Source organism: Serratia sp. CY82433, from assembly GCF_052166535.1.
GTDB lineage: Bacteria > Pseudomonadota > Gammaproteobacteria > Enterobacterales > Enterobacteriaceae > Serratia > Serratia sarumanii.
The window spans coordinates 22,679-35,408 of sequence record NZ_JBJNOR010000006.1 but is presented as its reverse complement, the minus strand read 5'-3'; the positions used below and the strand labels follow the sequence as shown (position 1 = coordinate 35,408).

At 60.8% G+C, this 12,730-nt stretch carries 8 protein-coding genes; 4 read left to right on the top strand and 4 right to left on the bottom strand.

Going from position 1 to position 12,730, the window contains the following annotated elements:
* Positions 1 to 89: 89 nt before the first annotated feature.
* On the bottom strand, positions 90 to 3,110 hold the full coding sequence (locus ACJ8PI_RS21070; RefSeq protein ID WP_197772238.1) for an autotransporter serine protease: 3,021 nt from the start codon (positions 3,108 to 3,110) through the stop codon (positions 90 to 92).
* 478 nt (positions 3,111 to 3,588) lie between these two features.
* Positions 3,589 to 4,227 carry a TetR/AcrR family transcriptional regulator gene (locus tag ACJ8PI_RS21065; RefSeq protein WP_033636396.1) on the bottom strand — a complete coding sequence of 213 codons (639 nt, stop codon included), beginning with the start codon at positions 4,225 to 4,227 and terminating at the stop codon, positions 3,589 to 3,591.
* Positions 4,228 to 4,490: 263 nt separating this feature from the next.
* Between ACJ8PI_RS21065 and ACJ8PI_RS21060 the strand changes: the two genes are divergently transcribed.
* The gene (locus tag ACJ8PI_RS21060) at positions 4,491 to 5,708 is read left to right on the top strand and encodes a Tm-1-like ATP-binding domain-containing protein (RefSeq protein WP_033654491.1); all 1,218 of its coding nucleotides are present in this window, start codon (positions 4,491 to 4,493) and stop codon (positions 5,706 to 5,708) included.
* 94 nt (positions 5,709 to 5,802) lie between these two features.
* Here the strand turns inward: ACJ8PI_RS21060 and spy are convergent, their stop codons facing one another.
* Entirely contained in the window at positions 5,803 to 6,291 is a 489-nt protein-coding gene (gene spy, locus ACJ8PI_RS21055) for an ATP-independent periplasmic protein-refolding chaperone Spy (protein WP_103830365.1), read from the bottom strand.
* Between the two features lie 535 nt (positions 6,292 to 6,826).
* Between spy and pdeR the strand changes: the two genes are divergently transcribed.
* Positions 6,827 to 8,821, top strand: coding sequence for a cyclic di-GMP phosphodiesterase (gene pdeR / locus ACJ8PI_RS21050; RefSeq protein ID WP_039569730.1), 1,995 nt, complete (start codon positions 6,827 to 6,829; stop codon positions 8,819 to 8,821).
* A gap of 16 nt (positions 8,822 to 8,837) precedes the next feature.
* On the opposite strand, the gene ACJ8PI_RS21045 is transcribed toward pdeR, so the two are convergent.
* On the bottom strand, positions 8,838 to 9,704 hold the full coding sequence (locus ACJ8PI_RS21045) for a crotonase/enoyl-CoA hydratase family protein (protein WP_033636400.1): 867 nt from the start codon (positions 9,702 to 9,704) through the stop codon (positions 8,838 to 8,840).
* 341 nt (positions 9,705 to 10,045) lie between these two features.
* Here ACJ8PI_RS21045 and yhjD point away from each other — a divergent pair, with 341 nt between their 5' ends.
* Both yhjD and ACJ8PI_RS21035 read left to right on the top strand, forming a co-directional pair.
* The gene (gene yhjD / locus ACJ8PI_RS21040) at positions 10,046 to 11,065 is read left to right on the top strand and encodes an inner membrane protein YhjD (RefSeq protein ID WP_164134908.1); all 1,020 of its coding nucleotides are present in this window, start codon (positions 10,046 to 10,048) and stop codon (positions 11,063 to 11,065) included.
* Between the two features lie 328 nt (positions 11,066 to 11,393).
* Positions 11,394 to 12,716, top strand: coding sequence for an MFS transporter (locus ACJ8PI_RS21035; protein ID WP_033636402.1), 1,323 nt, complete (start codon positions 11,394 to 11,396; stop codon positions 12,714 to 12,716).
* Positions 12,717 to 12,730: the final 14 nt, after the last annotated feature.

Genomic DNA, 12,730 nt, shown 5'->3' with positions numbered 1-12,730 from the left:
AGGTGCGCCGGGCTTTCATTAGCAGGATGTGAAAAAGGAACCGTCCGCAGACGGTTCCGGTACAAGGATTGAATCGATGGTGTTTGTGCTTAGAAGCGCCAGGTGAAACCGGCGTTGACGCTGTTGTCCTGATGGTTCTGCGACAGCAGCCCGCCGTAGCCCAGCGACAGCGTGGCGTTTTCGTTCACCGCCACTTCCGCCCCCGCCTTCAGCACCATGCCGTCGCGCGAGACCGGCACGCTGTCCACCACGAACGGCGCGTTGCCGCCGTTGAACCGCAGCCCGGTGCCGCGCTCCAGCCCGCCGTACTGGTGTTGCCACCCCAGCTCACTGCGCAGCGCCACCGTCGTGCCCGCACTCACCTGCCATTCGGTGTCCGCACGCAGGCCCAGCGTCGACACCGTCGCGTCCGTGTGCTGCTTGTCGCCGCGCAATGCCGCCGCGCCGCCGCTTTCTGCGATGCCGTTGTTCTCGAAGTTCACGTACGCCAGATTCACGAACGGCTCCAGGTTCAGCCACTCACCCTGCACGCTGTAGCCCGCTTCCGCGAACAGCTGCTCGGTGCGCGCGCTGTACTTCGCCGTGTCGCGGTCCGACTGCATCCCGTAGTTCACCGACCGCTTGGTGTCGATGCGGTGCCAGGTGTAGCCCGCCCCGCCGCGCAGCGCCAGCGCCCCGAACTGCTTGTCGCCGTACGCCGCCAGGTGGTAGTTGTCGCTGTCCGCCTTCGACCCGTACCCGCCGTGCAGCGAGGTGCGGGTGTAGCCGGTCGCCACCCCCAGCCGCCAGTCGTCCGCCGCCGAGTCCAGCCCCACCAGCACCCCGTAGGTCGAGGCCTGATAACCCGTGGCGTTGGCGTCGCCCGACGCGTGGTCCCACGCCCCCAGCAGCTGCGCCCAGGCACCGCCCTCGTCCGCCTTGATGGCCGACGAGCTCGCCAGCCCTTCCGCCTGACGCAGGCGCCCGTTCAGCGCCTCACGCAGGTAGCGGCTGTCGTTCACCAGCGCCGAGGCGATGTCCGCATGGATTTGCCCCGACAGCTGACGGAACGCCTGCCGCGCTTCGCCCGCCGTGCCGCTGCCGAGCAGGCTCTCGTACACCGGGTTGCCCGCCGCCAGCGCATCCGCCGCCGCCGCCACCGCCCGCTCGTTCGAGGTCTGCGCCACGCTGGCGAAGCTGGTGCCGTTGCGCCCGACGCTCAGCGTCACCCCGGTCGGCTGGTAGCTCAGCCCGGTGCCGAGGAACAGGTAGTTCGGCGCCACCGTGTCAAACTGCCCGCTCACCCCCTGCTGCGCGCTCAGGATGGTGTACTGCTGGCCCAGCAGGCTGCGCACCTCGCTTTGCGTCAGCAGGTTGGGGCTGTTCTCCAGCGTCACCGCCACCTCACCGCCGCCGATCGTCGCCGATCCGCTGCTCTGGATCCGATCGCTCTGGCCGTTCGGCCCCACTTCCACCGCGTAGCGCGAACCCGGCTCGAAGCTGACGTTGCCGGCCACGTTCAGGGTACCGATCGAGTTGCCCGGCGCCACGGTGCCGCCATCACGGGCGGTCAGCGAACCGAGCGTGCCGCTGCCGCCGACGATGCCGCCGCTCTGCACGCTGACGGCCGAGGTGACCGAGCCGTTGACAGCCAACCGCCCCTGGTTGACCAGCGTCGGGCCGGAATAAGTATTGTTACCGGTCAGCACCAGCGTGCCGATGCCCTGCTTGGTCAGGCCGCCGTGGCCGGAGATGTCGTTACTCCAGAAGTCCAAGCCGCACAGCACATCGCTGCAGACGCGCTCGGTCGGTTTGCCCTTGTCCAGCACCGCGCCGACGCCCGGCAGATCCACCACGAACTGGGTCGGGCCGTAAGCCACGCCCGTCGGATCCGGGATGCGGAATTCTTCGGGAATATCCTCGACGGTCGCCAACATGCCAGGGCCGTTGATGGCTTTGCCCAGGTTGATCATCCCCCAGCCGTAGAGCGCGTCGATGCCCGGCGCGCCCATGTCGGTGGCGGTGGTTTTCAGCACTTCCGCCACCTGCGCGCCATTCAGATACGGGAAACGCTCCATCAGCACCGCGACGCTGCCGGCCACGTGCGGCGCCGCCATCGAGGTGCCGCTGTATTTGGCGTAGCCGGTCGTCAGATTCTCCACGCTGGTGCCTTCAATCACCGAGCTGTATACCCGGGTGCCCGGCGCCGAAACGCAGAAGCTGGCGGTGTAGCCGCAGCGGGAAGAGAAGGTGCTGATGCTGTAGTCGCCGCTATTAGAGGGATCCTGCAAGCTGGCGACCGACAGCCAGTTCGGTGCAATCTCCGGCACGAAATAGGCCAGGCCGGCCATGGCATCGGGGTTATTCAGATTGCCGTCGTTACCGGCGGCGAAGATGGTGACCACGCCGCTGCGCGCCGCGTCGATCGCGCCCTGATAGGCGCCGCCGGGCTTGGTGCCGAGGATCTGTTTGATCTGATCGAACTGCTTTTGCGCATCGTTCACCGTGAAGTGTGGATAAGCCGGGTCATAACCCCCCTCCTCAAACTTTTCGGTAATGCCGATGCCCCAGCTGTTGTTGATGATGCGCGCGCCGCTGGCCACCAGCGCATCCCAGCCGGCCTGGTACACCGCGCCGTCGTTGCCGAGGATGATGCCGTCCTCCGGGCCGGGATCGCCGTTTTCGGCGCTGATGATCTGCGCGTTGAACGCCACGCCGTGCATGGCGCCGCCGTCGCGGCTGCCGGCGGCGATGCCGCCCACGTGGGTGCCGTGCGAACCGAGCGTGCCATCGGAGTCCACGCTCGGCGTACCGTCATAGCGGAAAGTGTCGCCTTTTTTCACCGGGATATAGGGATCGGTGTATTCGCGGATGCCTTCGGTGACCAAATTGATCACCTTATTCTCACCGGCAAATTCGGGATGCTTGGCGTAGACCGGCTGATCGAAAATGCCAAGTTTGATGCCTTTTCCGGTATAACCAGCGGCGTAGGCCTGGTCGGCGTGGATCGCCCCCAGCCCCCATTCCGCGTTGAACTCACTGCTGCGCCAGCTGGCCGGATCGCCCGCTTTGCCGTTCTCTATATAGCTGGCAGCCTGCGCCCCGCCGATCGCCGTCAGGCAGATCAGCATCGCGCTCCATTGTGCGCGATGAACTCCGATTTCAGGCCAGCCGAAGGCCGCCCGAGCGGATTTGACTCCTCTAAGTTTCTTCTCCATCCCAGATACCGTCCGTTGTTGTTTGCAAATGTTTTATAAGATTTTTTGTGTAACAGTTTGGTAATACCAAATAAATAAAGCACAACAATCTCAAGTGCGCTTAATGTGTCACTCGGCAGTTCGGCGGGAGGAGAGAAAGTTTCAGGGGTGAATCAGGCCAGCGACGATAAGAAATGACAATGACGCTTGGCGGTATCGGAGCGGCGATAGCACGTGAGGGAATAAATATTAATTAACTGATAAATAAAAATATAATTCATGGGCAAATGAAGGGTGTGGCCGCCTGAAAAGTGCTTAACAGGCGTCTTTTATCACTTTTAATTATAAATTTTGCCAATATTCACTCAGTGAATTATGCTGGTTTTTCAGTCAGCCATCGGCAAAAATTGGATTATCCTGCTGATGTTTTTTTGCGGTTCGTCGCGTCCTCTTCCGCCTGACGAAGGATGGCTTTGGCCATCCATTGCGTGACGTCCTGAATGCTCTCAAGCTCCAGCCCCCAGATATCTTTCAGCACCAGGAACACCTCCGAGCCGTAAATCAGCGAGAAAGCATGAATCACTCTCTGCAGAGAGTCCGGCGGCAGTTTGCCCTGCAGCGGTTCTACCGCCAGCGCCAACAGACGCTTGCGGTTGCCGCGCACGAATTTTTCGCCCGGCGTCGCGTGCGCCCACTGCTGCAAAGAGAGCTGCAACGCCGCGCGCAACGCCCCCTCGTGCCGTTCCATCTGAGGATAGGCGAAGGTCAGCAACTGCTGGATGCGCTTCAGGGCATCATCGTCTTGCGGGCGCCATTCCAGAATAGGCCCCAGGCTTTCCGCCACCACGGCGCTAATCAGCGCACTTTGAGTCGGAAAGTAGCGGTAGGCGGTCGCACGCGATACCTGCGCATACGCCGCCAGTTCGGTGATCGAAGGAAACGCGCCTTCGTCATACAGCGCCATCGCGCTGGCCAGCAACAAACGGTAGGTTTTTGCCCGGGTGGACGTCAGTGAAGGATCGAACGGGGTGGGAAAAGCATTTATCGGCACTTAAACCTCATACATCTGTACATGCTTGCGCGGCTGGAGATACGCCACTGCCGACAGGTTGACGACAAAGGCTCGGCCGCGCAAAAAGCTCAAAAATGAGACAGAAGTCCCATTTTGCACTGAGCTGCCCTTGCAAAAATGATACTGCCGTCTCATTATATAAATACATTAATCAATTTAATTTAAATGCCAACACCAGGGCACCTAAAAAAATATAATACATTAATTTTTAAAATAAAAATTATAAGCACCTCGGAAAACCCATGAAAGATACTTCAAATTTTGTCTATATTGCTACCACAGCAGATACGAAAGGACAAGAGTTGGAGTATGTGCGGCGGCTGATTGCCAGCCTGGATTTACCCACGCGAACCGTCGATCTCTCCACCCGTAGCTTGCCGTTTGACTCCCCGGCCGATATCGGCCCAGAAGAGGTCGCTCGCCACCATCCGGCGGGCGCCGGCGCGGTCTTCTGCGCCAGCCGCGGCCAGGCGATCGCCGCCATGGCGACCGCTTTCGAACGCTTTATCCTGACGCGCCGCGATATCGCCGCCCTGCTTGGCCTGGGCGGCTCCGGCGGCACAGCCATCATCACGCCGGCCATGCAGCAACTGCCGATCGGTCTGCCGAAAGTGATGGTCTCGAGCATGGCGGCGGGTGACGTTTCCGCCTATGTCGGCGCCAGCGATATCAGCATGCTGTATTCGGTCACCGATCTCGCCGGCCTGAATCGCATCTCGCGACGGGTGCTGGGCAACGCGGCGCGCCAGATAGCCGGCGCAGTCCGCTTCGCCGCCGTCGACTCTCACGACGACAAGCCGGCGATCGGCCTGACAATGTTTGGCGTCACCACGCCCTGCGTTCAGGCATTGATTGCCGAGTTGGGATCGCAATGGGATTGTCTGACGTTTCATGCGACCGGCAGCGGCGGCAGAGCGTTGGAAAAACTGATCGATAGCCGCCAACTGCACGGCGCCATCGATTTGACCACCACCGAAGTGGCCGATCACCTGTTTGGCGGCGTGCTGCCCTGCAATACCGATCGTTTCGGTGCCATCGCGCGTACCGGCATCCCGTGCGTGCTCTCCTGCGGCGCGATCGACATGATCAACTTCGGCGCGCCGAACACGGTGCCGGCTCGCTATGCCAACCGTCTGCGCCACCCTCACAACCCGCAAGTGACGCTGGTGCGCACCAGCGCGCGGGAGAATGCGTTAATGGGGCGTTGGATGGGCGAAAAAATCAACGCCTGCGCGGGCGAAGTGCGTTTCGTTATCCCGGCGGGCGGCGTATCGGCTCTGGACGCGCCCGGGCAACCGTTCTGGGATCCGGCGGCGCTGGCCGCCTTTACGCAAGCGCTGGAAGAAACGGTGCGCGCCACCGACAAACGCCGGTTGATAAAAACGCCTTATCATATTAACGACCCGCGCTTTGCTCAGGCCGTTGCCGAGCAGTTCCGGCACATGGTCAGCGGAGAATGATTATCACTCACTTCATAGCCTGCCAGTGATAACGCCAAATAGAAAAAGGGCCAGACAAATAGTCTGGCCCTTTATTATTCACCGCGAGCGGATATTACTGATCGGAGGACATCTGCGCCTTCATTTTATTCATGTGGTCCATCATCTTTTGCTCACGTTTCTGATAATTCTCATTGTATTGTTTTTTCTGCTCAGGGGTCAGCAGGTTATACATTTTATTTTCCGCTTTGGCGCGCTCCAGCATGCGTTCGGATTGCGCTTTGCCGATCGCGTCAATTTGCGCCTTCGCCTTCGCTTCGTCAAAGCTGTCGGAAGCGACCAGATTGTGCAGCGCCTGACGCTCCTCTTTCATGCCCGGCCCGCGCTTCTGGTGCGACTCTTTCATGATATCGCGCATCTGCTGGCGCTGCTGCTCGGTCAGGTTCAGCCCGGCGAACGGGCCGCCTTTGCCTTCACCCTTGTGATGCATCATTTTCATCGGCGCCGCCTCCGCCGCCGGGGCAGTGGTGTCTGCAGCGAACGCCGCGGAAGCAGAACCCAGGGCCAGCGTGGAAGCAATAAATAAAGCCGTCAATTTACGCATAATCATTTCCTTAAAAGTTTTTCTTCATCAGGAGCGCTGTACGTTAACAGGCTCATTCGTCGTCGGAGATAATAATAGGCTGATAAATTTCAAGTAATGCGAGGGTGTGTAAACTTTTTAAAACCCGTCTCGGATTTATTCACCAATTATGAGAAAACTATGAAGATGGCGTTTATTTGATGGAAATTTTAATTTCCCGGCAACAATCCCCCCGGTGGAGTTATTTTTCCGCTTTCCCCTTACCGTTATAATTTACTCGCCTGCACGGCAACCTTGCATCAACCGTTTTCCGATAACGGGGGAAGTCAGTACCAGCATCACAGGATCCGATGTTCTCCTACACTTTAAGACAACCGGCCGCCGGGCGACGTTTACACCGCAAAACTAATCATTGCTTATATAATAGTTTCCATCACCCGCCCCGCCTGTGAAAACCTGTTATATGATGCACAGATGCGTACGGCGATCGCTTTCGGGCCAACAGGCTGCCCGGAGCTGTGCTGACCGGCCGCCCGTGCTCTTTTGAGGAATCATCATGCCCGCAGACCAAGGCCCTGAGCTTCTTAACGCCCACTTCGGCACCCAAAGCCCCCACTGGCGGCTGGCGTTTGACAGCAATGCCCTGGAGCTGTCCGCCGTTAAAGGCAAAGCCCACGTCGCGGTGGCGCTCAGCGCCATGGAAGCGGCGAAAATCCGTCGCCTGACCGGCGTCACCGCCAGCCTGGAGCTGACCATTACGCTAGCCGGTGCACCGCTGCATCTGCATCTGGTCGGGCGCCGCGTCAACAACCTCGAATGGGCGGGCACCGCTTCCGCCTTCAGCGACACCCAATCTGTGGCGCGCGACCTGGTGCACGGCCTCTCCTTCGCCGAGCAGGTGGTGTCCGAAGCCAACTCGGTGATCGTGATCGTCGATCAACACGGCCGCATTCAGCGTTTCAACCGGCTGAGCGAGGAGTATACCGGGCTGCACGAACACGAGGTGATCGGCAAAAACGTTTTCCAGCTGTTTATGAGCCCGGAAGAAGCCGCCGCTTCGCGGCGCAACATCGCCGGCTTCTTCCGCAACGGTTCGTCCTATGAGGTGGAACGCTGGGTAAAGACGGTCAAGGGCGAACGGCTGTTCCTGTTCCGCAATAAGTTCGTGCACAGCGGCAGCGGCAAAAACGAAGTCTTTCTGATCTGCTCCGGTACCGACATCACCGAAGAACGCCGGGCGCAGGAGCGACTGCGGGTGCTGGCCAACACCGATCTCATCACCGGCCTGCCGAACCGTAACGCCATCCAGGACAAGATCAATCACGCCATCGCCACGCGCGGCGAAGAGAGTTTCGGCCTGGTGTACCTCGATCTCGACAACTTCAAAAAGGTCAACGACGCCTACGGCCATATGTTCGGCGATCGGCTGCTGGTCGAGGTCGCGCTGGCGATCCTCGGCTGCCTGGGCCCGGACCAGGTGCTCGCCCGCCTCGGCGGCGACGAATTCCTGGTGCTGGCACCGCAAACCGATCGCGAGCGCCTGCAAACGCTGGCGCAGCGCATCATCGACAGGCTGAAAACCCCTTTCCGCATCGGCCTGATTGAGGTGTATACCGGCTGTTCGATCGGCATCGCGCTGTGCCCGGAGCACGGCAACGATCTCGACAGCCTGATCCGCAGCGCCGATACCGCCATGTACGTCGCCAAGGAGCACGGCAAACGTACCTATACCGTCTTCTCGCCGGAGATGAATAAACGCGTCGCCGAATACATGTGGCTGGACACCAACCTGCGCAAAGGGCTGGAGCAAAATCAGCTGGTGCTGTATTACCAGCCGAAAATCGACGCGCGCAGCGGTGAAGTGCACAGCGTGGAAGCGCTGGTGCGCTGGGATTCGCCGGAGCGCGGCCTGATCCCGCCGCTGCAGTTCATTTCCTATGCCGAGGAGTCCGGCCTGATCGGCCCGCTCGGCCAATGGGTGCTGCAGACCGCCGCCGGGCAGGCGGCGCAGTGGCAAGAACAGGGCTTGAATCTACGGGTGGCGGTCAACCTCTCTGCCCGTCAGCTGGCCGATGACAGCATCGTCAACGACCTGCTCGGGGTGCTGCGCCGTCACCGCATGGCCCCCTGTCTGCTGGACTTCGAGTTGACCGAAAGCAGCCTGATTGAAGACGAGAACCGCGCACGCGCGTTGATCACCCGGCTGCGCGAACTGGGCGCGCAGGTGCATCTCGACGACTTCGGCACCGGCTATTCGTCGCTGGCGCAGCTGGCGCGCATTCCTCTGGACGCCATCAAGCTGGATAAAAGCTTCGTGCGCGGGGTGAATTTCAACCCGGTATCGCAATCGTTGGTGCGCGCGATCGTTGCGGCGGCGGAGGCGTTGGCGTTCCGGGTGATCGCCGAAGGGGTGGAGACCGAGAGCGAAAACCACTTCCTCGACGAGGTCGGCGTGGACGAAAAACAGGGCTTTCTGTTTGCGCGGCCAATGCTCCCGGAACAGCTGGAGCATTGGCTGCAGTCCTATCGCCCGCGCTCACCCTCCGCATGAGGCGGGCGCGTTAAGGTTAGCCGGCACGACGCAGGTTCAGGGTATGGCGATCCTGCAACATCACCAGCCGCTCGATGTAGGCGCGGTCTTTTTCCTCAATGGTAAAGGCCGAGTGCACCCAATCTTCGGTAATGTCCATCAGCTCGGAGCGCGTCAGCTGCAACACGCGCTGACGCGCCCGCAGCATGGCGCGCATGCCGTTGAGCTTCGGCCGAATGGTATCGATAAAGGTGCGCGTCGCCATGTAGGCGTCGCCGGGCTGGAACAGCTGATCCACCAGCCCGCGGCTCTCGAACCACTCTGCGGTATGCGACTCGCCGCCCCAAATCAGCTCCTCGGCCAAGCGCATGCCCGCCTTGCGCGCCACCAGCGAGTAACCGCCCATACCGGGAAACAGATTGAACGCGATCTCCGGAAACCCCATGCGCGCATTGTTCTGCGCCAGCACGAAATGGTGCGCCAACGCCGCTTCAAAGCCGCCCCCCAGCGCGCTGCCTTCGACCATCGCAATGCTGACCGCGCCGGTGTCGAAACCGCGAGCCGCCGCATGCACGCAGTCGATGCAGGCGCGCGCGTAGGCCATCATCGCCTCGCGCTTGCGGTTTTTGATCGCGTCGGCGAAGAACTGCAGATCGCCGCCGACGTTGAACATGTTCGGCACCAGCGAGCCGGTGACCCAGAAATCGAACCGCAGCGAAGATTCCTTCGCCGCCTGCGCCAGCGTCATGATGTCTTCGATCAGCGCCTGGTTGAAGCAGGGGCGCGGCGCGGCGCGCAGCAGCATCCACATGATGTGCCGCCCCTCTTCATAGTAGGCGGACAGCTGCGACAGATTGCCCGCTTCGGTAAACGGGCGGCAGGTGGGGTGATTAAGCAATTTCATAAGACCTTCCAGTTTTTCTGTTGATGACGGATGAGACCGTTCCAGCCCCTACGGCTGCAGCGGAGCGGCGAGCGGCAAAGCGCAACGCCACATCATGAGTAAACGCTTTCTCGCCGACGAAACAGATAAAAATTGGAGGTAGGAAAGTGAAAAAAACCGAGGCGCCACGGGGTTTTCATAGGAATTTTACCTATCTGCCCCTCCCCGGCATTTCATGCCGGGCGTTAACGCGCTAAGCTCGGAAAATGACCGTTTACCGCCCCGGCGCTCAAAACGCCGCGGGGCTTTGGCTATAATCAATGCTGAAACATGCCGTTTAACGTTAAGGAAATCGTGAAGTAATGCCTACAGGACCAGACCAGGAACGCCGCCAGCCCGCACAAGACACGCCGCCGAAGCCGCTTATCGCCATCAAGACCGGCCATGAGACCCTCGACCGCCGCATCGGTGGTTTTTCACGTCTGATTGAACGCATCAAAGCCTGGCCGAGCGTGGCGCACCTGCTGCGCGCGGCCGAACGCTTTAACGATCGGCTGGGTAGCCAGTTCGGCGCCGCCATCACCTATTTTTCATTCCTCTCGCTGATCCCGATCCTGATGGTGTCGTTTGCCGCCGCCGGCTTCGTGCTGGCCTCCAATCCGGATCTGCTGGCCCGCTTGATCAACCGGATCGTCGGCAGCATCAGCGATCCGACGCTGGCCAGCACGCTGAAGAACACCGTCAATACCGCCATTCAGCAGCGCACCACCGTGGGGTTGACCGGCCTGGCGCTGGCGCTCTATTCCGGCATCAGCTGGATGGGCAATCTGCGCGAGGCGATCCGCGCGCAGTCGCGCGATGTCTGGGAGCGCAATCCGCAGGATCAGGAGAAAATCTACTTCAAATACACCCGCGACTTCATCTCGCTGACCGGCCTGGTGGTCGCGCTGATTATCACGCTGTCGCTGACCTCGGTCGCCGGGTCGGCGCAGGCGGCGATCGTCAACGCGCTGGGGCTGGACGGCATCGAATGGCTGCGGCCGGCGCTGACGACGATCGCGCTGTCGATCTCGGTCTTCGCCAACTATCTGCTGTTCCTGTGGATTTTCTGGATGCTGCCGCGCCACAAACCGAAGAAAAAAGCGCTGCTGCGCGGCACCTTGCTCGCCGCCATCGGCTTTGAAGTGATCAAGTTCGTGATGACCATGACGCTGCCGCAGGTGGCGAAGTCGCCTTCCGGCGCGGCCTTCGGATCGGTGATCGGGCTGATGGCGTTCTTCTACTTCTTCGCTCGTTTGACGCTGTTTTGCGCCGCCTGGATCGCCACCGCCGACTACAAAGGCGACAAAGCGTTGCCGGAACGCGAGCCGCCAGCGCGCTGAAGCCATGCAATCGTGCCGGTGTTATCGCACACACCGGCAGGTTCATCTGGTTAACAGCCAAAAAACCAGTCAATACATCTGAATCGCGCGGTGCGCCATCCGAAAAACCAGCATAACAAACTGCCCAGTCACTTTTCTTTGCCGTTTTTACAGCCATTCCCTCTGCGCGAACTCCATTTCTCAACGTTTAACGCTGCAGAAAAGAAGCCCGGTAAAACATTAGTCTTTTTAACCGGTTAGGAGCGGCGTTGCCCAAAGCTCCCGCGTTGAAAAGGCCGCATGCTGTCACTAAGATGGATTTTTACCCCCTCTAACGATAAGAAATATTATGCAAGCCACCATCGCACCCCCACTCGACGCCGACGAGGCGTCCACACCGGTGAACTCCCGCGGGAAAGTCATCGTCGCCTCGCTGGTCGGCACCGCCATCGAGTTCTTCGACTTCTACATCTACGCCACCGCCGCGGTGATCGTGTTCCCGCACATCTTCTTCCCGCAGGGCGACCCGACCACCGCGACGCTGCAGTCGCTGGCCACCTTCGCCGTCGCCTTTGTCGCGCGCCCTATCGGCTCTGCGCTGTTCGGCCACTTCGGCGATCGGGTAGGGCGCAAGGTCACGCTGGTCGCCTCGCTGCTGACCATGGGGATTTCCACTGTGCTGATCGGCCTGCTGCCAAGCTATGAAACCATCGGAATCTTCGCCCCTATCCTGCTGGCGCTGGCGCGCTTTGGGCAGGGCCTGGGGCTGGGCGGCGAATGGGGCGGCGCCGCCCTGCTGGCGACGGAGAACGCGCCGGCCAAAAAGCGCGCGCTGTACGGCTCCTTCCCGCAGTTGGGCGCGCCGATCGGCTTCTTCTTCGCCAACGGCACCTTCCTGCTGCTCTCCTGGCTGCTGAGCGACCAGCAGTTTATGGAATGGGGCTGGCGCGTGCCGTTCATCCTCTCCGCGGCGCTGGTGCTGATCGGCCTGTACGTTCGGGTATCGCTGCATGAAACGCCGGTGTTCGCCAAAGTGGCCAAGGCCGGCAAACAGGTGAAAGTGCCGCTCGGCACGCTGCTGAGCAAGCATCTGAAAGCCACCATCCTCGGCACCTTCATCATGCTGGCGACCTACACGCTGTTTTATCTGATGACGGTGTATTCGATGACCTACGGCACCGCGCCGCAGCCGCTGGGCCTCGGCTACTCCCGCAACAGCTTCCTGTGGATGCTGATGGTGGCGGTGATCGGCTTCGGCGTGATGGTGCCGATCGCCGGCCTGCTGGCGGATGCGTTCGGCCGCCGCAAGACCATGATCGCCATTACCCTGCTGATGATCGGCTTCGCGTTCCTGTTCCCGCCCCTGCTGGGTTCCGGCAATCAGGCGCTGGTGATGGGCTTCCTGCTGTGCGGCCTGAGCATCATGGGGCTGACCTTTGGCCCGATGGGCGCGCTGCTGCCGGAGCTGTTCCCTACCGAAGTGCGCTATACCGGCGCATCGTTCTCCTACAACGTCGCGTCGATCCTTGGCGCGTCCGTGGCGCCTTATATCGCCACCTGGCTGGCGGCCCACTACGGGCTGTTCTACGTCGGCATGTACCTGGCGGCGATGGCCGGGTTGACGCTGCTGGCCCTGCTGTTGATGAAAGAAACCCGCCACCGGTCGCTGTGATCCCCTGCGGCCCC

Bases quoted from the DNA above. Each gene is read 5' to 3' on its own strand.
- ACJ8PI_RS21070 (WP_197772238.1), bottom strand. From the start codon at position 3,110: ATGCTGATCTGCCTGACGGCGATCGGCGGGGCGCAGGCTGCCAGCTAT.
- ACJ8PI_RS21060 (WP_033654491.1), top strand. From the start codon at position 4,491: ATGAAAGATACTTCAAATTTTGTCTATATTGCTACCACAGCAGATACG.
- spy (WP_103830365.1), bottom strand. From the start codon at position 6,291: ATGCGTAAATTGACGGCTTTATTTATTGCTTCCACGCTGGCCCTGGGT.
- pdeR (WP_039569730.1), top strand. From the start codon at position 6,827: ATGCCCGCAGACCAAGGCCCTGAGCTTCTTAACGCCCACTTCGGCACC.
- ACJ8PI_RS21045 (WP_033636400.1), bottom strand. From the start codon at position 9,704: ATGAAATTGCTTAATCACCCCACCTGCCGCCCGTTTACCGAAGCGGGC.
- yhjD (WP_164134908.1), top strand. From the start codon at position 10,046: ATGCCTACAGGACCAGACCAGGAACGCCGCCAGCCCGCACAAGACACG.
- ACJ8PI_RS21035 (WP_033636402.1), top strand. From the start codon at position 11,394: ATGCAAGCCACCATCGCACCCCCACTCGACGCCGACGAGGCGTCCACA.